15 protein-coding genes are annotated in these 23,193 nt (G+C 62.7%); 6 read left to right on the top strand and 9 right to left on the bottom strand.

Features of this window, described 5'->3' with window-relative positions:
* Window positions 1–158 precede the first annotated feature (158 nt).
* From glgB to ACF8GB_RS04370, 4 genes are all read right to left on the bottom strand, one after another.
* Window positions 159–2,369: a 1,4-alpha-glucan branching protein GlgB gene (glgB, locus tag ACF8GB_RS04385; RefSeq protein ID WP_392526613.1), complete on the bottom strand. Its 2,211-nt coding sequence runs from the start codon at window positions 2,367–2,369 to the stop codon at window positions 159–161.
* Complete coding sequence (treS, locus tag ACF8GB_RS04380) at window positions 2,366–5,686, bottom strand: maltose alpha-D-glucosyltransferase (protein WP_392526611.1); 3,321 nt, start codon at window positions 5,684–5,686, stop codon at window positions 2,366–2,368. The genes glgB and treS overlap by 4 nt, the downstream gene beginning before the upstream one ends.
* 70 nt (window positions 5,687–5,756) lie before the next feature.
* Window positions 5,757–7,775, bottom strand: a complete 2,019-nt coding sequence (locus ACF8GB_RS04375; protein WP_196126910.1) for an alpha-1,4-glucan--maltose-1-phosphate maltosyltransferase — start codon at window positions 7,773–7,775, stop codon at window positions 5,757–5,759.
* 454 nt (window positions 7,776–8,229) lie between these two features.
* The gene (locus tag ACF8GB_RS04370) at window positions 8,230–9,906 is read right to left on the bottom strand and encodes an AMP-binding protein (RefSeq protein ID WP_392526610.1); all 1,677 of its coding nucleotides are present in this window, start codon (window positions 9,904–9,906) and stop codon (window positions 8,230–8,232) included.
* Between the two features lie 233 nt (window positions 9,907–10,139).
* Between ACF8GB_RS04370 and ACF8GB_RS04365 the strand changes: the two genes are divergently transcribed.
* From ACF8GB_RS04365 to ACF8GB_RS04350, 4 genes are all read left to right on the top strand, one after another.
* A complete protein-coding gene (locus ACF8GB_RS04365) occupies window positions 10,140–11,303 on the top strand; it encodes an isovaleryl-CoA dehydrogenase (RefSeq protein ID WP_196125888.1) in 1,164 nt (387 codons plus the stop codon).
* Window positions 11,304–11,398: 95 nt separating this feature from the next.
* Entirely contained in the window at window positions 11,399–13,006 is a 1,608-nt protein-coding gene (locus ACF8GB_RS04360; RefSeq protein WP_058639569.1) for a carboxyl transferase domain-containing protein, read from the top strand.
* 4 nt (window positions 13,007–13,010) lie between these two features.
* The gene (locus tag ACF8GB_RS04355; RefSeq protein ID WP_058605056.1) at window positions 13,011–13,826 is read left to right on the top strand and encodes a gamma-carboxygeranoyl-CoA hydratase; all 816 of its coding nucleotides are present in this window, start codon (window positions 13,011–13,013) and stop codon (window positions 13,824–13,826) included.
* Entirely contained in the window at window positions 13,823–15,775 is a 1,953-nt protein-coding gene (locus ACF8GB_RS04350; protein ID WP_196121554.1) for an acetyl/propionyl/methylcrotonyl-CoA carboxylase subunit alpha, read from the top strand. Before ACF8GB_RS04355 ends, ACF8GB_RS04350 begins: the two co-directional genes overlap by 4 nt.
* Before the next feature lie 64 nt (window positions 15,776–15,839).
* On the opposite strand, the gene ACF8GB_RS04345 is transcribed toward ACF8GB_RS04350, so the two are convergent.
* Complete coding sequence (locus tag ACF8GB_RS04345; protein WP_058639566.1) at window positions 15,840–16,493, bottom strand: LexA family transcriptional regulator; 654 nt, start codon at window positions 16,491–16,493, stop codon at window positions 15,840–15,842.
* 130 nt (window positions 16,494–16,623) lie between these two features.
* Between ACF8GB_RS04345 and ACF8GB_RS04340 the strand changes: the two genes are divergently transcribed.
* Window positions 16,624–16,935: a DUF6124 family protein gene (locus ACF8GB_RS04340; protein ID WP_078478324.1), complete on the top strand. Its 312-nt coding sequence runs from the start codon at window positions 16,624–16,626 to the stop codon at window positions 16,933–16,935.
* 435 nt (window positions 16,936–17,370) lie between these two features.
* On the top strand, window positions 17,371–17,886 hold the full coding sequence (locus ACF8GB_RS04335) for a DUF4880 domain-containing protein (RefSeq protein WP_078478323.1): 516 nt from the start codon (window positions 17,371–17,373) through the stop codon (window positions 17,884–17,886).
* Between the two features lie 43 nt (window positions 17,887–17,929).
* Here the strand turns inward: ACF8GB_RS04335 and ACF8GB_RS04330 are convergent, their stop codons facing one another.
* The 4 genes from ACF8GB_RS04330 to ACF8GB_RS04315 form a co-directional block, all read right to left on the bottom strand.
* Window positions 17,930–19,183 carry an OprD family porin gene (locus ACF8GB_RS04330; RefSeq protein WP_392526609.1) on the bottom strand — a complete coding sequence of 418 codons (1,254 nt, stop codon included), beginning with the start codon at window positions 19,181–19,183 and terminating at the stop codon, window positions 17,930–17,932.
* 66 nt (window positions 19,184–19,249) lie between these two features.
* Complete coding sequence (locus ACF8GB_RS04325; protein ID WP_027916232.1) at window positions 19,250–20,554, bottom strand: CitMHS family transporter; 1,305 nt, start codon at window positions 20,552–20,554, stop codon at window positions 19,250–19,252.
* 119 nt (window positions 20,555–20,673) lie between these two features.
* Window positions 20,674–21,993: a C4-dicarboxylate transporter DctA gene (dctA, locus tag ACF8GB_RS04320; RefSeq protein WP_392526608.1), complete on the bottom strand. Its 1,320-nt coding sequence runs from the start codon at window positions 21,991–21,993 to the stop codon at window positions 20,674–20,676.
* Between the two features lie 71 nt (window positions 21,994–22,064).
* The gene (locus ACF8GB_RS04315) at window positions 22,065–23,144 is read right to left on the bottom strand and encodes a 4-oxalomesaconate tautomerase (RefSeq protein ID WP_078479404.1); all 1,080 of its coding nucleotides are present in this window, start codon (window positions 23,142–23,144) and stop codon (window positions 22,065–22,067) included.
* Window positions 23,145–23,193 lie beyond the last annotated feature (49 nt).

Raw genomic sequence — 23,193 nt, 5'->3', positions numbered from 1 at the left:
GCCATCTCAGACAGGGATTGCCCGGCGGGTTTTTTCTGGTGGTTCGACTGTTACCGCTTGAGCCTGCGGCAGGCACGCTCTACACCTTCAACCGGACTATGACGGCCGGCCAGTGCGGTAAAGCCACCGCGGGCAGAACGCCCGCGGGTAGCTGACGATCAGACCGGCTTGAGCACCAGTATCGCCAGCGGAGGCAGGTTCAGCGCCAGCGACAACGGCTGACCATGGCAGGGGGTCTGCTGCGAGGCGACCGTGCCCATGTTACCCACATTGGAGCCCGCATAGGCTTCGGCATCGCTGTTGAGCAGCTCCTGCCATTGCGTCCCGAACGGCACACCGATGCGGTAGCCCTCACGCACCACGGGCGTGAAGTTGGCAACCACCAGCACTGGCTCGCCCGCGCTGCTCCAACGCAGCCAGGCGAATACGCTGTTCTGCGCATCATCCCCGATCAACCACTGGAAGCCCTCGGGCTTGCAGTCCTGTTCATGCAGGGCAGGCACATCGCGGTACAGGCGGTTCAGGTCGCCCACCAGGCGCTGTACACCCTGGTGCTCCGGATACTGCAGCAGGTACCAGTCCAGCTGGTGGTCGTGGTTCCATTCGCGCCACTGGCCGAACTCGCAGCCCATGAACAGCAATTTCTTGCCCGGGTGCATCCACATGAAGGCCAGGTAGGCACGCAGGTTGGCGAACTTCTGCCAGCGATCGCCCGGCATCTTGTCGATCAGCGAGCGCTTGCCGTGTACCACCTCGTCGTGGGAGATCGGCAGGATGAAGTGCTCGGAGTAGGCGTATACCAGGCTGAAGCTCATCTCGTTATGGTGATGAGCACGGTGCACAGGGTCGTTCTGGATGTAGCTGAGCGAGTCATGCATCCAGCCCATGTTCCACTTGTAGTGGAAACCCAGGCCACCTTCTTCGGTTGGCTTGCTCACGCCAGGCCAGGCCGTCGATTCCTCGGCAATGATCAAGGCACCCGGCGCTTCATGCGCCGCCACGCCGTTGAGGTGGCGGATGAAGTCGATGGCCTCGAGGTTCTCACGCCCGCCATGGCGGTTGGGCACCCATTCACCGGCCTTGCGCGAGTAGTCGCGGTACAGCATCGACGCCACGGCATCTACCCGCAGCCCGTCGATGTGGAAGTGTTTGAGCCAGTGAAGCGCCGAGGCCATCATGAAGCCCCGCACCTCGTTACGGCCGAGGTTGTAGATCAGCGTGTTCCAGTCCTGGTGATAGCCTTCGAACGGGTTGTCGTATTCGTAGAGGGCCGTGCCGTCGAAGCGCGCCAGACCATGTTCGTCCGTGGGAAAATGCGCCGGCACCCAGTCCAGGATCACGCCGATGCGTGCCTGGTGGCAGGCGTCGATGAAGGCGGCGAAGTCCTCTGCCGTGCCATAGCGCGACGTCGGGGCGAACATCGACAGGGGCTGGTAGCCCCACGAGCCGCCAAAGGGGTGCTCCATGATCGGCAGCAGCTCGATATGGGTGAAACCCAGCTCCTGCACGTAGGGCACCAAGCGCTCGGCCAACTCACGCCAATTGTAGAAACGCCCCACCTCCCCAGCTTCGTCCAGCTCGCAGCGCCAGGACCCGGGGTGCAGTTCGTAGATCGACAAGGGCGCGCCGTAGGCGTGGCGCTGGGCGCGCTCGTCCATCCACTGCTGGTCGCGCCATTCATGGGCTAGCGCACCGGCCACCTTGGAAGCGGTGCTGGGCGGCAATTCGGTGGCACGGGCCAAGGGGTCGGCTTTGAGCGGCAGGATCCCATCCTTGCCCAGCACCTCGAACTTGTAGGTCTCACCCACGCCCAGGCGTGGAATGAACAGCTCCCAGACCCCGGCACCGTGGCGCAGGCGCATCGGGTGCCGACGACCGTCCCAGTTGTTGAACTCGCCCACGACCGATACCCGGCGCGCATTGGGTGCCCATACCGAGAAGCACACCCCGTCCACCCCGTCGACCTGTGCCGGCTGGGCACCGAAACGCCCTGCCAGGTCCCGGTGATTGCCCTCGGCGAACAGGTGCAGGTCGATGTCGCCAAGCTGCGGGCCGAAGCTATAGGGGTCTTCCGTGACTTGCTCGCCGCCAGCCCAGTTGATGTGCAACTGATAGGGTTGCGCCTGGTCCAGGTGCGCGGTGAACAGGCCAGGTATCGCGCCGGGCTGCATGTCCGCCAGCACGCGCTGGTCGTCGCGCGCCAGCACGCGGGCGCCCAGGGCATTGGGCAGGTAGGCGCGGATGGTCACGCCGCCTGCAGGATCGGTGTGAGGCCCCAGTACCGCAAAAGGATCGGCGTGCTCGGCGCGCGCCAGGGCATCCAGGTCCCGTTGGCCAAGACCGCCGTTTTCACGCGTTGAAACGTTCATTCTGACTCTCCCCAGGTACTGATCAGTCCATGCAGGCCATGCAAAGGCACGGCCAGCCAGCTTGGACGGTTTTCGGCTTCATAAGTTATTTCGTATGCCGCTTTTTCCAGGCAGAACAGCTCAAGTGCCGCACGCTCGCCTTCGGCGTGTTCCCAGGCGTGGGGCATGGCCGCGGTGGCCAGGCCATAAGCCTCGATGAATGCATGCCGGGACTGGTGAAGGTACTGTCGGGCCACCCGCTGCCGAGCTTGTCGCGCCGGCTCGGAAAGGTCCACGGTAGAGGCGCTGCGCAGGATCATCGCAGCAGCATAGTCGAAAGAGCGCAACACACCGCTGACATCTTTGTACGGGCTGTGCTTGGCCCGGCGCTCTTCCAGTGGCCTGGACGGTTCCCCCTCGAAGTCGATCAGGTAGGCATCGCCTTGCACCACCAGCACCTGGCCCAGGTGAAGGTCGCCATGCACACGCATCAACAGGCCGCCCTGCGCCTGCTGTGCCAGTTCGGCCACGCGCTGGGCGAGCCCGTCGCGCTGCTGCTGCAAGTCATCGACCAATGCCTGGCTTTCCGCGTCGAGCTTGTCACGGTGCTGCGTCAACACATCCAGCGCATGGGTCAGCTCTGTGCTGATCTGTGCACTCCACCGCTCGCTGTCTTCGGCAGTGCTCGGATAAGGCGCGAAAGCCTCGTCATCGGTAGGTGCCGCGAGCATCAGGTGCATCTCGCCCAGGCGCTGGCCGAGCAGGGAAGCGAAGTCGCGCAGCTCGTTGACCGCGTCGGTATGCGGTTCACCTTCGTTGCTGGAGGGCTGCATCTGGTCGCGAATGGCGCGCTCCAGGGTGTTCTGGGACCAGGCCCAGGCATCGCCCTGATTACTCAGATAGCCTTGGGCGATCATCAACAGGTGCGGTGCGCCATGGGCATCCTCGCGACTGACCCAAGCCAGCAATGGCGAGATGTTGGCAAAGCCGGCTGCGGTGAGATAAGCACTCATTTCAAGCTCTGGATGAATGCCTGCATTGACCCGCCGGATCAACTTGAGCACCACCGAATCGCCCACCACTACCGAACTGTTTGACTGCTCGGCGCTCAAGTAGCGCACCGGGCTGTCATCACCCAGTGCCAGGCCAGCCAACTGTTCGGTGTGGTTGAAATGCAGCTCGCCCTGATCATTCCCACAGGACAAGCGCAGGCCTTCCTGACAGGCCTTGAGCACCGCGCGAACGAACGGCTCAAGCACAAAGGCATCGGTGATCAGGCCCACTTCATTGGCCCGTCGCACGCGCGACAAGGCCAACTGCTGCGGCAATGCCGTACTGATCTGCTCCTCGGGCAGCAGGCCGAACGGCAGCTGGTAGCGGCTTGTCACCCCGTCGCTGATCACCTCGATTTCACTGAGCAGCACGGGCGTGCCGGCCGTGGTCATGCGCACGCCATAGCTCAGGTCGACCTGATCAATAGGCCCTTCCTTGCCCGCGAACCAACGCCGCTTGGGCAGGTACTGGGGCAGGATGGTGGACTGCAGGGCGTCGCGTGAAGGCGACTCGAGCAGCTCTTCCAGACGTTTGCGTAGCACTAATGTAGTCAATTCCGGTAACCCCTCGGTAGGCTGGTTGTGCCAGCTGGGCATGCGATCGTGGGCAGCCAGCACGAACCAGTAAAAGCCATAAGGCGGCAAGGTCAGCAGGAACGGCAGCTGCCCGATGGGCGGGAAGGCGCTGCCCCCGATCATTTCCACGGGGACCTTGTCGGCGTATTGGGACAAGTCCAGTTCCGCAGCCTGGGCTGCGCGGGACACGTTGGCGACACAGAGAATGACCTCGGTGTGGCCATCGGCATCGGTGAACTCCCGGATGTAGGCAAGGATGCGTCGGTTGCTGGGTGTCAGGGTGCGCAGCGTGCCGCGGCCGAAGGCTTTCTGCTGCTTGCGCACGGCGAGCAGGCGACGGGTCCAGTTGAGCAGTGAATGGGGATCGTGGCTCTGCGCTTCGACGTTGACCGTCTGATAGCCGTAGAGCGGGTCCATGATCGGTGGCAGCACCAGCCGCTGTGGGTCGGCGCGGGAGAAGCCGCCGTTGCGGTCAGGCGACCACTGCATGGGCGTACGCACACCGTCGCGATCACCCAGGTAGATGTTGTCACCCATGCCCAGCTCATCGCCGTAGTACAGCGTCGGTGTACCTGGCATGGACAGCAGCAGACTGGTGAGCAGCTCGATCCTGCGCCGGTCGCGCTGCAGCAGCGGCGCCAGGCGGCGGCGGATGCCGAGATTGATCCGGGCGCGGCGGTCTTCGGCGTAGTAGTTCCAGAGGTAGTCGCGCTCACGGTCGGTGACCATCTCCAGGGTCAGCTCATCGTGGTTACGCAGGAAGATGGCCCACTGGCAGTTGGCCGGAATCTCCGGGGTCTGGCGCAGGATGTCGGTGATGGGGAAGCGATCTTCCATCGCAAGCGCCATGTACATGCGCGGCATCAGAGGAAAATGGAACGCCATGTGGCATTCGTCCCCGTCGCCTTCGCCGAAGTAAGGGCGGGTGTCCTCCGGCCATTGGTTGGCCTCGGCGAGCAGCATGCGGTCAGGGTAATTGGCATCGATCTCGGCCCGGATCGCCTTGAGCACACCATGGGTTTCGGGCAGGTTTTCGTTGTTGGTGCCGTCGCGCTCGATCAGGTACGGGATGGCGTCGAGCCGCAAGCCATCGACGCCCAGGTCCAGCCAGAAACGCATCACGCCGATCACAGCCTTGAGCACCTGCGGATTGTCGAAGTTCAAGTCCGGCTGATGGGAATAGAACCGGTGCCAGAAGTACTGGCCTGCCACCGGGTCCCAGGTCCAGTTGGATTTCTCGGTATCGAGGAAGATGATGCGGGTGCCGTCGTATTTGTGGTCGTCATCGGACCACACATAGAAGTCACGGGCTTTGCTGCCACGTTTGGCGTGGCGGGCACGTTGAAACCACGGGTGCTGGTCGCTGGTGTGGTTGATGACCAGCTCGGTGATTACCCGCAGCCCGCGCTTGTGCGCCTCGGCAATGAAGCGGCGGGCGTCGGCCAAGGTGCCATAGTCCGGATGCACCGCCTTGTATTCGGCGATGTCGTAGCCGTCGTCGCGCCGGGGCGAGGGGTAGAACGGAAGCAGCCATAAGGTATTTACGCCCAGCTCAGCGATGTAGTCGAGCTTGCTGATCAACCCGGCGAAGTCACCGATACCGTCGTTGTTGGCATCGAAGAAGGACTTGATGTGCAACTGGTAGATCACCGCATCCTTGTACCACAGCGGGTCGTCGATGAAGGCTGCCGGGCGGGTACGCTTGGCCATGTACCATTCCTCTGAATGCTTGATCGGTAAAAACCCGTCAGAGAGCGGGCGCGCCCGCTCCCTGACACGCTCAGCTGACTTTGCTGATTCGCCAGATACCGAATGGCTGATGCCAAGGCTCGATGCGCATGAACTGGGTCTTGCCGTACCACGACCAGCGATGACCATTCATCAGGTCCTCCCCGTGGGTTTCGGCACCGTCATCAAGGCCAAGCTCCCACAACGGCAGTTCGAAATGGGCTTCCTGGGCGTTGTGCGGGTCCAGGCTCACGGCGATGAGAATGTAATTGTCACGGGCGGGGGTGCGCTTTGCGAAATACAGGATGTTGTCATTCCAGCAGTTGAGCAGCGTCAGGCCCAGGTGGCTCTGCAGGGCCGGGTTCTGCCGGCGGATACGGTTGAGCTGGGCGATCTCGGCGATGATGTTGCCCGGTTGGGTAAAGTCACGCGGGCGGATCTCGTACTTCTCCGAGTCCAGGTATTCTTCCTTGCCCGGCAGCCCTGCCGCTTCGCACAGTTCGAAGCCCGAGTACATGCCCCACAAGCCCGACCCCATGGTCGCCAGTGCGGCCCGGATGAGGAAGCCGGCCCGGCCATTTTGCTGGAGGAAGAACGGGTTGATGTCTGGCGTGTTGACGAAGAAGTTCGGCCGGTAGCATTGGCTCCACGGCGGCTGGTTGAGCGTTTCGAAATACTCGCTCAGCTCCTGCTTGGTGTTGCGCCAGGTGAAATAGGTGTAGCTCTGCGCATAGCCGACCTTGCCCAGGCGGGCCATCATGGCGGGCTTGGTGAACGCCTCAGCCAGGAACAACACGTCCGGGTATCGACTGCGCACATTGGCGATCAGCCACTGCCAGAACGGCAGGGGTTTGGTATGCGGGTTGTCCACCCGGAACGTTTTCACGCCCTCCTCCACCCAACCGATGATCACATCACGCAGGGCGATCCACAGCCCAGGCACGGCATCGGGCGCGTAGAAGTCGACGTTGACGATGTCCTGGTACTTCTTCGGCGGGTTCTCGGCATAGCGGATGGTGCCGTCCGGGCGCCAGCTGAACCAGCCGGGATGCTCCTGGAGCCACGGATGGTCCTGGGAGCACTGGATGGCGAAGTCCAGGGCGATTTCCAGACCGTGCTGGGCTGCCGCCGATACCAGGCGACGGAAATCTTCACGCGTGCCGAGTTCGGGGTGGATCGCATCGTGCCCACCGTCGGCACTGCCAATGGCGTAGGGGCTGCCAGGATCCCCCGGCTGGGCCTGCAACGAATTGTTCCGGCCCTTTCTGTGCTGCATGCCAATGGGGTGAATGGGCGGGAAATACAACACGTCGAAGCCCATGTCGCGAATCATCGGCAGGCGCTGGTGCACATCGTTGAAGGTGCCATGGCGCTGGGGATCATCGGTGATCGAACGGGGGAACAGCTCATACCAGCTGGCGAATTGCGCGGCCGGGCGGTCCACATCCAGCGGGTAGTTGCAACTGCGGGTCAGGTAGCTGCGGTGTTCGGCGGCGGCCATCATCTGCGATGCCTCGGCGCCCAGCAGCAGGGCCACTTGTTCATCCTCGGGCAGCGTCTGCAAGGTGGCTTGCAGCGCCTGTAATTGCTCGCGCAAGGCGCCGCTGCTCAATTCGATGCCCTTGCCCAGCAGCAACCGCCCTTCCTCGAGTTCAAGCTTTACGCCGACGCCGGCATTGAACTTTTTCTCCAGGTCGTAGCAGTAGGTGGCGTAGGGGTCGATCCAGGCTTCGATGCTGAACACATGCGGCCCGATTTCAGTGGGGGTGAATTCTGCCAGCCACAGGTCATTGCCGGGCGAAGTCATGGGCACGCAATGAATGCGACGGCTACCGGCCTGGCACCAGTTCAACACCACAGCCATCCGGTCGTGGCCGTCGGTGAATACCTTGGTGCTGACCGAAACCGGCTGGTTGCTGATGGCCTTGGCGGCAAAGGCGCCGCCGTCGAGCACCGGCTGGGTATCCTCTATGGCGATACGCGGTGCCATCAAGGCCTGGGACAGGCTGATGACCTGGTCCGGATGATCATTTGCCGTGGGCACGCTTTCGAAGGGCTCGTTCAAAGACATCAGGCCTTGCTCCCTGGGACTGGTGGCGGTAAGGATTGAGAGCGCGGCGACCAAGCCTGGGTTCAAAAATGAATTGATTCGAAGCACCAGCGGTCGAACGCTGCAGGACAGGTTCACTCAACCGCAAGAGGCATGGCCATGACGCTCCCAACGCCCCCGGAAACGCCCGATCCGAACATTGACGATCCCAACCTCCCGCCCCCAGAGCCTGAGCGTGACCCGGATGACCTGCCGATTCAGCCGACCGTGCCACCAACCGTGGGTGACCCACCCAGTCAAGAACCCCCGATAAAGGCGTAAGACTGTTCATTCAAGATCGCTGGGGCCGCTGAGCGGCTCCAGGTGAACGGCACTACGCTAACGGCGGGCGATTGAAGTCGACGACTGTCAATTTTGCCCGTGGCGCGTCGGCTGCGTTGTTTCGATCAAAAGTCACCCTGTGTCGCTGACCTTTCTACTCGACCCTGCCCAGTTCAGCCACGCTGATCTCCCGCATCCTGAACTTCTGCACCTTGCCCGTCACCGTCATGGGAAATTCATCGACGAAGCGGATATGGCGGGGCACCTTGTAGTGGGCGATACGGGATTTGCACCAGGCCTGCAGCTCCTCGGCAGTGGCCTGGTGACCTGGATGCAGCTTGACCCAGGCGACGATGTCCTCGCCGTAGCGGCTGCACGGGATACCAATGACCTGGGCATCGGCGACCGCCGGGTGGGTATAGAAGAACTCTTCTATTTCACGCGGGTAGATGTTTTCGCCACCGCGGATGATCATGTCCTTGTTGCGCCCGACGATGCGCACATAGCCCGCCTCGTCCATCACCGCCAGGTCACCGCTGTGCATCCATCCGGCCGCGTCGATGGCACTGGCCGTGGCCTCGGGGTTATCCCAGTAACCCAGCATCACGCTGTAGCCGCGCGTGCAAAGCTCCCCGGTTTCACCGCGCGCAACCGTTGCGCCTTGCGGGTCGATGATCTTGCTTTCCAGTTGCGGCTGGGTACGGCCCACAGTGGTGACGCGCAGCTCCAGGTCATCATCCGGGCCGGTTTGCAACGACACCGGGCTTGTTTCAGTCATGCCGTAAGCGATCTGCACCTGGGCCATGTGCATCTGGTCGATGACCCTGCGCATGACCTCGATCGGGCAGGTGGCGCCGGCCATGATGCCGCTGCGCAAGGACGACAGGTCCATACGCTGGCGGGCCGGATGATCGAGCATGGCGATGAACATGGTGGGCACGCCGTACAGGATGGTGCCGCGTTCCTCGGCCACGGCGCGCAAGGCCAACTCGGCGTCGAAGCCGTCGCCTGGGTAGATCATGGTGGTGCCATGGGTGATGCAGCCCAGGTTGCCCATGACCATGCCGAAACAGTGATACAAGGGCACCGGGATCACCATGCGGTCATGCGCAGTCAAGCCCAGGCTTGCGCCAACCATGAAGCCGTTGTTCAGAATGTTGTAGTGGCTGAGGGTAGCGCCCTTGGGCGCGCCGGTGGTGCCAGAGGTGTACTGGATGTTCACCGGCTGGTCGAAATGCAGGCTGTTTTGCCGAGCCGTGCACGCTTCGCGGCTTACGGACATGCCCCAAGTGGCCAGTGTCTCCCACGGCAGGAAGCCAGCAGGCGGGTCGTTGGCCAGGCTTACGACCCCGCGCAAGGCAGGCAGCGCGGCACTGCTGATCTGACCGGGTGTTGCGGTCGCCAACTCCGGCACCAAGGCATGGACCATGGCGTGGTAATCGGAATGCTTGAACGCGTCGGCACAGACCAGCCAGCTGCACCCTGACTGGCGCAGCACGTACTCAAGCTCACCCACCCGGTAAGCCGGATTGACGTTGACCAGGATGGCGCCCACCTTGGCAGTTGCCACCTGCAGGATGCACCACTGCGCGCAGTTGGGTGCCCAGATGCCCACGCGGTCACCGGTTTCGATCCCAAGGGCCATCAGCGCCCGGGCACACGACTCGACCTGCTCCGCCAGTTGCCGCCAGCTGTAGCGCAGGCGCTGGTGCCGAGCCACCAAGGCTTCCTGCTCGCCCAGGCGCGCCACGGTCGCGTCGAAGGCCTGGCCAATGGTTTGAGTAAGCAAGGGGCGGTCCTGGCGACCGCGGGTATAGCTGGGTTGGGTCATGTGCGTCCCTTCTTTTGATTGTTCTGGGTAGGGGGCCAAACGCGCGCCAATCACTTTGGCTCAGATTTACGTTTACGTAAAGGTGACGGATAAATTGACAAAAAAGCAGGTGCAGGTTTACGTTTACGTAAAGGTGATAGGCAGTTGAGCACGCTTTCGGCGTCAGCTGCCTGCCCAGGCAAGCTTGCCGCTCGCAGCGTGATCCCATTTCAAGAACAACAAGGTGCCCTCGCATGCATTACCCCAGCCTGAACTTCGCCCTGGGCGAGACCATCGACATGCTTCGCGACCAGGTGCGCACCTTCGCCGCCGCCGAGCTCGCCCCTCGCGCCGCGCAGATCGACCACGACAACCTGTTCCCTGCCGACATGTGGCGCAAGTTCGGCGACATGGGCCTGCTCGGCATCACCGTGCCGGAAGAATACGGTGGCGCAGGCTTGGGTTATCTGGCGCACGTGGTGGCGATGGAAGAAATCAGCCGCGCCTCGGCCTCGGTCGCGCTGTCCTACGGCGCCCACTCCAATTTGTGCGTCAACCAGATCAACCGTAACGGCACGCCCGCGCAAAAGGCCAAGTACCTGCCCAAGCTGGTCAGCGGCGAGCACGTCGGCGCCCTGGCGATGAGCGAACCCAATGCAGGGTCGGACGTGGTGTCGATGAAACTGCGCGCCGACAAACGCGGCGACCACTACGTGCTCAACGGCAGCAAGACGTGGATCACCAACGGGCCCGACGCCAACACCTACGTCATCTACGCCAAGACCGATCTGGAAAAAGGCCCCCATGGCATCACTGCGTTCATCGTCGAGCGCGATTGGGCAGGCTTTAGCCGCAGCAACAAGTTCGACAAGCTGGGCATGCGTGGCTCGAACACCTGCGAGCTGTTCTTCGATGACGTGCACGTGCCAGAGGACAACATCCTCGGCCAACTCAATGGCGGCGTACGGGTGTTGATGAGCGGCCTGGACTACGAGCGCGTGGTGCTCGCCGGCGGCCCTACCGGCATCATGCAGAGCTGCATGGACCTGGTGGTGCCGTACATCCATGACCGCAAGCAATTCGGGCAGAGCATCGGCGAGTTCCAGTTGATCCAGGGCAAGGTCGCCGATATGTACACCCAGCTCAACGCCAGCCGCGCTTACCTGTATGCCGTGGCCCAGGCGTGCGATCGCGGCGAAACCACCCGCAAGGACGCAGCCGGGGTGATCCTCTACACCGCCGAGCGCGCCACGCAGATGGCCCTGGAGGCGATCCAGATTCTTGGCGGCAACGGGTATATCAACGAATTTCCCGCAGGTCGCTTGCTGCGCGATGCCAAGCTGTACGAAATCGGCGCCGGCACCAGCGAAATCCGCCGGATGCTGATCGGCCGCGAGTTGTTCAACGAGACCCGCTGAACACGCTGGCGCTGCGGCCGGCTCATACGCCCGCCGTGGCCACACCGGACAACCTTGCACGGCCACGCCAAGGGCGCGCCGCTGCACCAGGAGTCATGATGATTCTGAAAACCCAAGTGAACCCCCGGTCACCCGAATTCGCCCAGTCCCAGGCGGCCATGCTGGCGCAGGTCGACAACCTGCGTGTGCTGCTTGCCCAGGTAGCCCAGGGTGGCGGCGCCAAGGCTCAGGAGCGGCACACCTCGCGAGGCAAACTGCTGCCGCGCGAGCGAATCGAACGTCTGCTCGATGCCGGTTCCGCCTTTCTTGAAATCGGCCAGTTGGCTGCACACCAGGTCTACGGCGAAGACGTTCCGGCAGCCGGCCTGATCGCCGGGATCGGGCGCGTGGAAGGCGTGGAATGCATGATCGTGGCCAACGACGCGACGGTCAAAGGTGGCTCCTATTACCCGCTGACGGTGAAAAAGCACCTGCGGGCGCAGACCATTGCCTTGCAGAACCGTCTGCCGTGCATCTACCTGGTCGATTCTGGCGGCGCCAACTTGCCGCGCCAGGACGAGGTGTTTCCCGACCGTGAGCACTTCGGGCGGATTTTCTTCAACCAGGCCAACATGAGCGCACTGGGCATCGCCCAGATCGCCGTGGTGATGGGGTCATGCACCGCAGGCGGCGCCTACGTGCCGGCAATGGCGGACGAGGCGATCATGGTGCGTCAACAGGCCACCATCTTCCTGGCCGGCCCACCGCTGGTGAAGGCGGCCACAGGCGAGGTGGTGAGCGCCGAGGCGCTAGGCGGCGCCGATGTGCATTGCCGCACCAGCGGTGTAGCCGACCATTACGCCGAGAACGACGAGCATGCCCTGGCGCTGGCCAGGCGCTGCGTAGCCAATCTCAACTGGCGCAAGCTCGGTGCCCTGCAATGCAAGCCGCCGGTTGCGCCCTTGTATGCGGCGCAGGAGCTATATGGCGTGATTCCGGCTGACGCCAAACAGCCTTTCGATGTGCGTGAAGTCATCGCACGGCTGGTCGATGGCTCGGTGTTCGATGAGTTCAAAGCCTTGTTCGGGACCACGCTGGTGTGCGGCTTCGCCCACCTGCACGGCTACCCGATCGCCATCCTGGCCAACAACGGCATCCTGTTTGCCGAGGCTGCGCAAAAAGGCGCGCACTTCATCGAGCTGGCTTGCCAGCGCGGTATCCCGCTGCTGTTCCTGCAGAACATCACGGGGTTCATGGTGGGCAAGAAGTACGAAGAAGGCGGCATCGCCAAGCATGGCGCCAAGTTGGTCACGGCCGTGGCCTGCGCGCAGGTACCCAAGTTCACGGTCATCATTGGCGGCAGTTTCGGTGCCGGCAACTACGGCATGTGCGGACGCGCCTACGACCCGCGCTTTCTCTGGATGTGGCCCAATGCGCGCATCGGGGTGATGGGCGCCGAACAGGCTGCCGGCGTGCTGGTGCAGGTCAAGCGCGAGCAGAGCGAGCGCAGCGGCGAGCCGTTTGGCGCCGAGGATGAGGCCAGGCTCAGGCAGCCGATCCTCGATCAGTACGAGCATCAGGGCCACCCCTACTACTCCAGCGCCCGCCTATGGGACGACGGCGTCATCGACCCAGCGCAGACCCGCGATGTGCTGGCCCTGGCCTTGTCTGCGGCGCTGAACGCACCGATCGAACCGAGCCGCTTCGGCATATTCAGGATGTGACCCCATGAGCGATTTCACTACGGTAGAGGTGAGCCACGATCCACGTGGCTTCGCCACCTTGTGGCTCAGCCGCGAGGACAAGCACAACGCCTTCAATGCCTTGATGATCCGCGAGCTGAACATTGCCCTGGGGCAGCTTGCCGACGACGCGGGCGTACGCTTCGTGTTGCTGCGCGGGCGGGGACGGCATTTCAGTGCCGGCGCCGACCTTGCGTGGATGCAGCAGTCGGCGCAGCTGGACTTCAACACCAACCTGGATGACGCACGCGAGCTGGGCGAGTTGATGTATGCACTGCACCGCATCAAGGTGCCGACCCTGGCAGTGGTCCAGGGCGCCGCATTCGGCGGCGCCCTGGGCCTGATCAGTTGCTGTGACATGGCCATCGGTGCCGAAGACGCCCAGCTGTGCCTGTCGGAAGTGCGCATCGGCCTGGCACCGGCGGTGATCAGTCCCTTCGTGGTCAAGGCCATCGGCGAGCGCGCCGCCCGCCGTTATGCACTCACGGCAGAGCGCTTCAGCGGGTTGCAGGCCCAGGCCCTTGGGTTGTTGGCCGAGGTGTACCCGGCCAGCCAGTTGGAGGCCAGCGTGAACCAGTGGGTTGAAACCCTTCTGGCCAATAGCCCCCAGGCAATGCGCGCAACCAAGGAGCTGCTGCGCGAGGTCGACGGCGGCACCCTCAGCCCTGGCCTGCGTCGTTATTGCGAGAACGCCATCGCGCGAATCCGCGTAAGCGCCGAGGGCCAGGAAGGCCTTCGTGCGTTTCTGGAAAAACGCCAACCTGCCTGGCAGGCCGATGCAAACAAGGAGCCACGCCCATGAACCGCCCGCCATTGACAACGTTGCTGGTGGCCAACCGTGGTGAAATCGCCTGCCGGGTGATGCGCACCGCCAAGGCCATGGGCCTGACCACGGTGGCGGTGCACAGCGCCATCGACCGTAATGCCCGCCACAGCCGGGAAGCCGATGTGTGCGTGGACCTGGGCGGCAACAAGGCGGCAGACAGTTACCTGCAGATCGACAAGCTGGTGGCAGCGGCCAAGGCAAGCGGTGCCCAGGCCATTCACCCGGGCTATGGCTTTCTTTCGGAAAACGCAGATTTTGCCCGCGCAGTCGAAGCCGCTGGCTTGATGTTCCTGGGCCCACCTGCGTCGGCCATCGACGCCATGGGCAGCAAGTCGGCCGCCAAGGCCTTGATGGAGTCCGCAGGCGTGCCGCTGGTGCCGGGCTATCACGGCCAGGCCCAGGACCTGGACACCTTCAAGCAAGCCGCCCGGCACGTCGGCTACCCGGTCCTGCTCAAGGCCAGCGCCGGTGGTGGCGGCAAGGGCATGAAGGTGGTCGAGGACGAAAGCCAGTTGGCCGATGCCCTGGCGTCGGCGCAACGTGAAGCCCTGTCATCCTTTGGCGATGCGCGGATGCTGGTGGAAAAGTACGTATTGAAGCCGCGCCATGTGGAGATCCAGATTTTTGCCGATCGCCATGGCCACTGCCTGTACCTCAACGAACGGGATTGCTCGATCCAGCGGCGTCACCAGAAGGTGGTCGAGGAAGCCCCTGCCCCGGGCCTTTCGGCAGACCTGCGCCGCGCCATGGGCGAGGCGGCAGTACGCGCGGCGCAGGCCATCGGCTATGTCGGCGCTGGCACCGTGGAATTTCTGCTGGACGCCCGTGGCCAGTTCTTCTTCATGGAAATGAACACGCGCCTGCAGGTGGAGCACCCCGTCACCGAGGCCATCACCGGCCTGGACCTGGTGGCCTGGCAGATTCGCGTGGCCTGCGGTGAACCCCTGCCCATCACCCAGGACCAGGTACCGCTCAACGGCCATGCCATCGAAGTGCGGCTGTACGCCGAAGATCCGGCCAATGACTTCTTGCCGGCCACCGGCACCCTGACGCTTTACCGGGAACCGGCTTGCGGCCCAGGCCGGCGCGTGGACAGCGGTGTGAGCGAAGGCGATGCGGTGTCGCCCTTCTACGACCCGATGCTGGGCAAACTGATCGCCTGGGGCGAAGACCGGGAGCAGGCCCGCCTGCGCTTGCTGGCCATGCTGGATGAGTTCGCGGTAGGCGGCGTCAAGACCAACATCGCCTTCCTGCGACGTATCCTGGCCCACCCTGGGTTTGCAGCAGCCGAGCTGGATACCGGCTTCATCCCGCGTCATCAGGAAACGCTTTTGCCCGCCGCGCAGGCATTGTCGGCCGAGGGCTGGGAGGCTGCAGCCCAGGCGTGGTTGCTGAGCGAACCTGCCCGCGCACGCGTGGACGACCCACACTCCCCATGGGCCCGACAAGACGGGCTGCGCTTGGGGGCTGGAACTTCGCTGAATGTGCATCTGACCCACAATGGGCATGACCAGGCCGTTACGCTCAACCAGAAGACCCAAGGCATCTGGAGCCTGCAAGGGGATTGGCTGATGCGAGAGCAGGCAGGCCTGCGCACCCGCCACCTGGCCATTCGCAAAGGTGCCAGCCTGTATCTGCACTGGGATGGAGAACTCCACAGCCTCGAAGCATTCGACCCGCTCGCTCAGGCAGCCATCGACCTTGCCCATCAAGGCGGCCTGACCGCCCCCATGAACGGCAGCATCGTACGGGTACTGGTCGAGGTGGGTCAGGCGGTAGAGGCAGGTGCGCCGCTGGTGGTGCTGGAGGCCATGAAGATGGAGCACAGCATTCGGGCCCCCAAGGCCACCACGGTCAAAGCCTTGCTGTGCCAGGAAGGCGACATGGTCAGCGAGGGGGCAGCGCTGGTCGAACTGGAACCGTGAAGGCCGCGGGGTCGCGGTGCCTGACGGCCTGCGGCCCTTGCCTCACCGCACGGGCCACGTGGCCTCAGAACGCCCCGTGTACCCGCACTACCACGCCCAGGAACTCACAGCCGGTTTCGCAGAGCACCGTGGGGTAACGGGTGTTCAACGGCTTGAGCATCTTGTCGCCGCCTTCTTCGACCAATTGGCGGAGCACGGGGGCTTTGCCAGGCTGGCGTGCGATCACCAACCTGCCGGGCTCCACGGGCAACCCGGTATCGACCAGCACGCGCATGCCTTCGGGCACGCTCTTGCCGCTGGCAGCGTTCATCGAGTCGTTTTCCACGGCAAGCCAGAACGCATTGCCGGCAGGCATGTAGTCGGTCTGCTCGTGCACTTCACTGGTTTCAGGCAACGGGCCCTGCAAGTCCGCCCACTTGAGCACCGGAAAGCGAAAGCTCGCATAGAGCAGGGCCTGTGCGGAAACAGGCGGCTGAGCACCGTAGCGGCCAGGTGTTTCGCGCATCAGGTCGCGCTCGACCACCATGACCTGCGCCTCCAGAAAGACCAGGCCGAGCTTTTCCAGTTTTTCGTTGATGGTCTCCAACGTGGGACGACGGGTGCCGCGAAGCCAGTGCCCTACCCCACCTTGCGTCATGCCCAGGCGCTCGGCCAGTTTCAACTGGCTGAGGTTGTGTTCGCGCTTGTAGCGCTTGAGAAATGCATTCCAATTTTCCATGAGCGGCAACAATACGGACTGTATTGGAAGCAGCAATACACAATCTGAATTATTTATTTGGCGCTAGAAAATACAAATTGACCTATGCTCTGAGTTTATTGTGTTTGACGAGAACCTGGAAGGTATCGCAATGAAACATCCGAAAAACGACGAAACAGATCTCGACAGCGAAGCCGCCCGCCGCGCGCTGGATTATTACCTAAACCCCAACCCGCCCCGCCCTACGCCTGAGAACAGGATTTGGACGCTTCACGAAGGCGTCACACGTGATCAAGCACAGGAGCATGCCATTGCCCTGCTGCGCTGTGCGGCAGCAACCGCCCAGGAAACCGCCACCCACCAGCACGGTGGCCAGCGAGAGCTGCTGTTTGCCTTGATGCACATGATGGACATGGCTCGCGCGCTGCTGGAACACCAGCGCACGGCAGACCCCGCCGCTTGAGGCAGGTTGCCGTGAATGAGAGGGAACGCAGTAGGCGCTTGGCGTGTAAAGCCAAGGCCCCGCTTTGGGGGACAAGGAAGCGCAGCGGTAGATTTTCTACCGTCGTGAATAAAAAATCATTTGACTGGCAAATGATAACGATTATTATTGCACTCAGCTGATCGCGAGATCAGCTGGATAAACCGGAGCTTAGGTCGCTCTCGGATTATCTCCTCATCAGGCTAATCACGGTTTTTGACCCAGCTTTTTGCTGGGTCTTTTTTTTGGCTCTTCAGGCTAATGAAGATCGTGATGGCGGCGATGGTAGCAAAAGTGTTTCCGGGGGTGAACGGCCATTACAAAAGTTTGCCGATTCAGCACTTGAGAATCAATCTCGTTAAGCCTAAGCTCGGCTTCTACGGATGTCCCCATCTGCTCTCTAGCAAGGAACTGCTCATGACCCGCATGCTCTTGCGCCTCCATACGCCTCTGCCCGAGCACGCTGCCGATAGCGATGCTGCCCTGTTGCTCGCACTCAAGCGCCTGCCACGCGCTGCGCAACAAGTGTTTCTGCTAAGCCGTCTCGATCAGCTGGCCCAGGCCAGGGTCGCCACACGTCTAGGCTTGCCCCTACGCAGTGTCGAGCGTCTCATGGTCCAGGCGTTGCTCGCCGGTCAGCCCCGCCCCGATGGCCCGACGAGCCAGGCAGCTCGGTGGTATGTGCGTTTGCAGAGCCCGGACGTCACCGCCTGCGAGCGTATCGACTTTCGTCGCTGGCTGGACGCCTCGCCCAACCACCTGCAGGCGTTCCACGCTACTGAACTGCGCTGGCGCAGCCTTTACGCGCCTGCCCTGGCCTTGGGCCGCGATGGCTGGTATCGCAAGGGTCGCGCTGCCCTGTCGTTGGGTGGATGCTCGATTGCCGCCGCGCTGGGCATGGCCGTACTGGTCTTGCTGGGGCTGTGGACGTGAAAAGGAGCCATTGCCCGTAGCTGACGCCTGCGCTTTGAGCGCCTTACCACAGCGCGATGTCGTACGTCAGGTACCACCGATTGCTGTCGCGGCCCCGGGCAAAGTCCGAGCGGTACACATAGTTGCGCAGCTTGACGCCAAGCCCTTTGGCGGGGCCTGATTGCACGACATACGCAAGCTCTGCATCGCGCTCCCATTCGCTCAGGCCCGCCGCGCCAGAACGGCCGTTATCGCCGCTCAGGTAACGGGTCATGAAGGTCAACCCCGGCACCCCGGCAGCGGCGAAATTGTAGACATGGCTCGCCATCCAGGTCTTTTCATCTTCTTCGATGAACTTGCCGATGCCCACGTTACTGAATGAATACACCGTCGCGCCGCTGATGTATGGCAGTCCCGCTTTGCCATTGAGCTGCTGATAGCCTGCGCCGAACGTGTGGCCGGAATGCGTGTAGGCGATTTGCCCGCTGAGCATGTCATTGTCGATCGGGCCACCGTAGGCCGCGCCGGTGCTTTTGCTCTTGAAGTAACGCAGGTCCGTGGTCAGTACACCGCCAGCCAGCGCATGGTCGTGAACCAAGCCGGCGAAGTCCTGACGGTAGAAGTGCTCGAGCTGGCCGTGGTAGTAGCTCAGGCGCAGCTGTTTGCTGAAGGTGTAGTCGGCGCCGGCAAAGCTGAAGTCTCCGGCTTCGCCGCCACGGTAGCCGTCCAGGTACAGGCCGGTGCTGTTGGATGAATCGCGCTGCTTGAAACGGGTCAAATGCCCGGCCGTGAGGGTCAGGTTATCGAGTGCGGTACTGGTGAGCTGCGTGCCTTGGTAGGTTTGCGGCATCAAGCGAGCATCGTTATGCACCAGCACTGGTAACTTCGGCAACAGGGTGCCATGCCTGACGAGGCTCTGCCCAACACGCGCCTTGACCGTAACGCCGGCACTGGCGAACGTGTCGGCGGCCCGGCCATCGTCATGCACAGGCAAAAGGCCCGTGCCACTGCGGCCACGCCCCGAATCCAGGCGCACGCCCAACAGGCCCAGTGCATCGAGCCCCAGACCCAGGGTACCGGGGGTGTAACCCGACTGGTAATCGAGCAAGAAGCCCTGCGCCCACTCGGTACGCTCGCTCTTGGCAGTGGCTGCGGCGCGGGGGCTCATACCCTGTTCGTCGCGAAAGTTCTCGTTGAAATAGACGTTGCGCAGTTGCAGCTTGAGCTTGCTGTCTTCAATGAAATCGGTAGCGCCGGCCACAGGCAGGCAGCCGCAGAGCAGGCCACAGGCGGCCCCTCGCGCGAGGGTCAAGGACATGATCGGTACTCTATTGTTGTTTTTAGGGTGTAAGCGATGGCGGGCGCCTGGGGGCGCCCGCACCGTTCAGACGAAGAACGACAGCGCGCCGGTCAACACCGCCAATGCAGTGATGACCAGCGAAGTGAGCACTGCCCACTTCACCGTGGCTTTCTGGAAGTCGCCGATGTCCTTGTCGACCATGCCCACCAGCAGCAGGGTCGAGGCGACCAACGGGCTCATCAAGTGCACCGGCTGGCCCAGCACCGAGGCGCGGGCGATCTCCACCGGGTCGATGCCATAGGCGGCGGCTGCATTGGCCAGGATCGGCACCACGCCGAAATAATAGGCATCGTTGGACAGCACGAAGGTAAGCGGCATGCTGGTCAGCGCCACCACCAGCGGGAACCAGTGGCTCCAGGCTTCCGGGATCCAGTCCACGAGGGTTTGCGCCAGGGCATCGACCATCTTGGTGCCCGAGAAGATACCGGCGAAGATACCGGCGGCGAACACCAGCAGCACCACGGTCATGGCGTTGCCCGAATGGGCCAGAATACGTTCTTTCTGCAGTTCCAGCTGCGGGTAGTTGATCATCAGCGCAGCAACGAAACCGATCATGAACAGGATCGCCGCGTGCATCAGGCCCAGCACCAGCGCGGTCATGACCACGATGACCAGCACCAGGTTCACATAGGCCAGACGCGGGCGCTTGTGGGGCGTATCACCCAGGATTTCCTTGATGTAGCAGTTGCCGCCGCCGGACTCCAGGGCCACGTTGCCAATGCGGCGTCGTTCGGCACGGCCCAGCAGGTAGGCGGTGAACACCACCCAGGCGGCCCCGCCGATCACCGTGGGCAGCATGGGAATGAAATAGTCGGTGGCATCGAGCCCAAGTGCTGCGATGGCGCGGGTGGCAGGCCCGCCCCAGGGGCTCATGCCACTCATGATGCTCAGCGACAGCATTGACACCGTTGCCAGGATCATCGGGTTCATGCCGATGCGCTTGTACAAGGGCAGCATGGCCGCGCAGGTGATCATGTAGGTGGTGGTGCCGTCGCCGTCCAGCGCCACCAGCAGCGACAGCAATGCAGTGCCAATGGCGATCTTGATGGGGTCGCCGTTGACGCGCTTGAGAATCTTGCGGATCAGAGGGTCGAACAGGCCGGCATCGATCATCAAGCCGAAAAACAGGATGGCGAACAGCAGCAAGGCGGCCGACGGGGCTACCATTTTCAGCCCATCGAGCATCATCTTGCCAAGGTCAGGTGCAAAGCCTCCCACCAGTGCGAAGACGATGGGCACGACCGTCAAGGCGACGATCGGGGACAAGCGTTTGCTCATGATCAGGTAGGTGAACGTCACCACCATGATCAGGCCCAGGAGTGCGAGCATGGCTTTTTCTCTCTTGTTTTTATCCGGTTTGGGCCGTCGATGACGCAGACGAGCCCCCTACCCGCGCGCGTTCCTGCGCGCGGGTTGCAGCGTTTTGAGGTCAGGGTGTTGCGGACGTCTTATCCGTGATGGCTTGGTTTGGCGACCCAGGTGGCGTCAGGGCCGACCGCGGCGGGTGCCGGCTCGACCACAGGCTCGCCGTTGAGGCGGCTGAGCAGTATCTGCTTGTCACACGCGTTTTCGGAAATCGACACCACCACGGTGGCCACGGCGTTGCTGGCAAGGCTCGTGAGGGCGCGAGCCTCTGACATGAAGCGGTCGATGCCGATCAGCAGGGCCAGGCCTGCCAACGGGATGTCGTGGATGACTGTCAGGGTCGAGGCCAAGGCCACGAAGCCGCTACCGGTCACGCCCGCTGCGCCTTTTGACGACAGCAGCATGATCGCCAGCATGGTCACCACCTGGCCCAGGCTCAGGTCGATGTTGCAGGCCTGGGCAATGAACACGGCGGCCAAGGACAGGTAGATCGCCGTACCGTCGAGGTTGAACGAGTAGCCGGTAGGCAGTACCAGGCCGACGACCCCTTTCTTGCAGCCAAGCTTTTCCAGCTTCTCCAGCATGCGCGGCAACACAGGTTCCGTGGAAGAAGTGCCCAGCACCACCAGGAACTCTTCGCGGAAATAGCGCAGCAGCTTCCACAGGCTGAAATCATGGGCGCGGCAGATGCCGCCCAGCACGACCAGGACGAAGAACGCACAGGCAATGTAGAGCGTACCGATCAGCTTGGCGAGCGACCCCAGCGAGGTGACGCCGTACTGCCCGACCGTGAACGCCAGGGCACCGAACGCACCGACCGGTGCGAAACGCATGAGGTAGCCGAAGATGCGGAACACCATGGCCGAGGCCGCTTCCAGTACGTCCAGCACCGGTTTGCCCTTCTCGCCCATGGACGACAGCGCGAAACCGCTGAGCACGGCAATGAACAGCACGGGGAGCACTTCACCCTTGTTGAACGCCCCCATGAAGGTGTCCGGGATGATGTGCATGAAAAAGTCCACCACGCCCAGTTTGGCGGCCGAGGCGGTGAACTGGGTCAAGCCTTCGGTGCTCAGGGTGGCCGGGTCGATGTTCATGCCGACCCCTGGCTTGAACAGGTACACCGCAGCCAAGCCGATGATCAGGCTGACAATGGTCAGCCCCAGGAAAAGCAATAGTGTCTTGCTCATCAGGCGCCCGAGCGAGCGCTTGTCGGTCATGCCGGCTATACCGGTGACGATGGTGCAGAACACCACGGGCGCGATCATCATCTTGACCAGCTTGATGAAGGCATCGCCCAAGGGCTTGAGCGCAACGGCCTGTTGCGCCCAGAAGTGACCGACCACTACGCCCAGCACGACGGCGCAGAGGATCTGGAAGTACAGCGATTTGGCAAGTTTCATGAGGCATCACCCATTGTTCATATTGTGCGGATGCGCTTGTTGCAAGGTACAGCGGTCGACCCTTGAGGTGGCTAGCCAGCCAACCTGCGCAAGGTAGGCGCGTAGACGAACCCTGAAAAGAGCCGCCGGGCAGTACGTACTACAGAGGCTTGCAGGGTCTTGCCATCAGCGCCGCTGCGTGACAACGCGACGTCGATGCCACCACTTGGATGCTCAAGACGAACCTGGCTCAGGTCCAGGGCTTGTTCGCCCAGCAGATCCACAATGACGCTGCCGGGGCTGACACAGGCAGTGGCCAGCCCCACAGCACCGGTGATCGCCAGGGCACGGTGGCAATTGTGCGGCATGAAGTAGCGCACCTGAAGCGTGCCGTCGTAGCGCGGCTTGGACACCAGCACCGGCTTGGGGATCACCATGCCGCTGACATCGCCAAGGCCCATGGCCTTGCCGGCTTTGAGGCGCAGGGCTTCCAGACGCTTGAGCAGAGGGCCGTTGGCGTCGAGCTCGTCCGGCGTTTCGGCGCCGGTCATGCCCAGGTCACTGGCCTGGATGACCATCATGGGCATGGCCATGTCGATACAGGTCATGGGCACGCCATCGATCACATCCTTGGCTTGCCCAGTGGGGAACAGCTTGCCGGTCTTGCTGCCAACCGCATCGAGGAAGGTCAGGTGCACCGGCGCGGCAGTGCCGGGCACGCCATCGATGGCGGTACGCCCTTCATAGCGCACGATGCCACCCGGGGTTTCCACCAGCGAGTTGACGAAGGTGCCCGTGTTCAGGTTACGAATGCGCACCAGGGTCTTGCCTTCCTGGCCCTTGACCAGCCCTTGCTCGATGGCGAAAGGACCGACCGCGCACAGCATGTTGCCGCAGTTGGGCGCAGTGTCCACGCGGCGCTGGGCGACCATCACCTGCACGAACAGGTAATCGACGTCGGCGTCGGCATGCAGCGACGGGCTGATGATCGCGACCTTGCTGGTCTGCGGGCTGCCGCCACCGATACCGTCGATCTCCAGCTCGTGGCCGGACCCCATCAGGTCGATGAGCAATTCATCGCGTTCGACCACATTGGCAGGCAAGTCCCAGGCATGAAAGAACGGCCCTTTTGAGGTGCCGCCGCGCATGAGTACGCAAGGAATTCGTTGCATGATTTCGCACTCTTGTTGATCAATGGACATCATTGATGCCGTGAGCAAA

Source organism: Pseudomonas sp. xss_4 (assembly GCF_043104125.1).
In the GTDB taxonomy this organism is placed as follows: domain Bacteria; phylum Pseudomonadota; class Gammaproteobacteria; order Pseudomonadales; family Pseudomonadaceae; genus Aquipseudomonas; species Aquipseudomonas parafulva_B.
Note: the sequence above shows the minus strand (reverse complement) of the source record. Positions and strands in the feature narration are given on the sequence as shown.

Coding starts and splice junctions, on each gene's coding strand:
- ACF8GB_RS04330 (WP_392526609.1), bottom strand. CDS start 19,183: ATGTCCTTGACCCTCGCGCGAGGGGCCGCCTGTGGCCTGCTCTGCGGC.
- ACF8GB_RS04350 (WP_196121554.1), top strand. CDS start 13,823: ATGAACCGCCCGCCATTGACAACGTTGCTGGTGGCCAACCGTGGTGAA.
- ACF8GB_RS04345 (WP_058639566.1), bottom strand. CDS start 16,493: ATGGAAAATTGGAATGCATTTCTCAAGCGCTACAAGCGCGAACACAAC.
- glgB (WP_392526613.1), bottom strand. CDS start 2,369: ATGAACGTTTCAACGCGTGAAAACGGCGGTCTTGGCCAACGGGACCTG.
- ACF8GB_RS04360 (WP_058639569.1), top strand. CDS start 11,399: ATGATGATTCTGAAAACCCAAGTGAACCCCCGGTCACCCGAATTCGCC.
- ACF8GB_RS04325 (WP_027916232.1), bottom strand. CDS start 20,554: ATGCTCGCACTCCTGGGCCTGATCATGGTGGTGACGTTCACCTACCTG.
- dctA (WP_392526608.1), bottom strand. CDS start 21,993: ATGAAACTTGCCAAATCGCTGTACTTCCAGATCCTCTGCGCCGTCGTG.
- ACF8GB_RS04315 (WP_078479404.1), bottom strand. CDS start 23,144: ATGCAACGAATTCCTTGCGTACTCATGCGCGGCGGCACCTCAAAAGGG.
- ACF8GB_RS04365 (WP_196125888.1), top strand. CDS start 10,140: ATGCATTACCCCAGCCTGAACTTCGCCCTGGGCGAGACCATCGACATG.
- ACF8GB_RS04335 (WP_078478323.1), top strand. CDS start 17,371: ATGACCCGCATGCTCTTGCGCCTCCATACGCCTCTGCCCGAGCACGCT.
- treS (WP_392526611.1), bottom strand. CDS start 5,686: ATGGCCAAGCGTACCCGCCCGGCAGCCTTCATCGACGACCCGCTGTGG.
- ACF8GB_RS04375 (WP_196126910.1), bottom strand. CDS start 7,775: ATGTCTTTGAACGAGCCCTTCGAAAGCGTGCCCACGGCAAATGATCAT.
- ACF8GB_RS04355 (WP_058605056.1), top strand. CDS start 13,011: ATGAGCGATTTCACTACGGTAGAGGTGAGCCACGATCCACGTGGCTTC.
- ACF8GB_RS04340 (WP_078478324.1), top strand. CDS start 16,624: ATGAAACATCCGAAAAACGACGAAACAGATCTCGACAGCGAAGCCGCC.
- ACF8GB_RS04370 (WP_392526610.1), bottom strand. CDS start 9,906: ATGACCCAACCCAGCTATACCCGCGGTCGCCAGGACCGCCCCTTGCTT.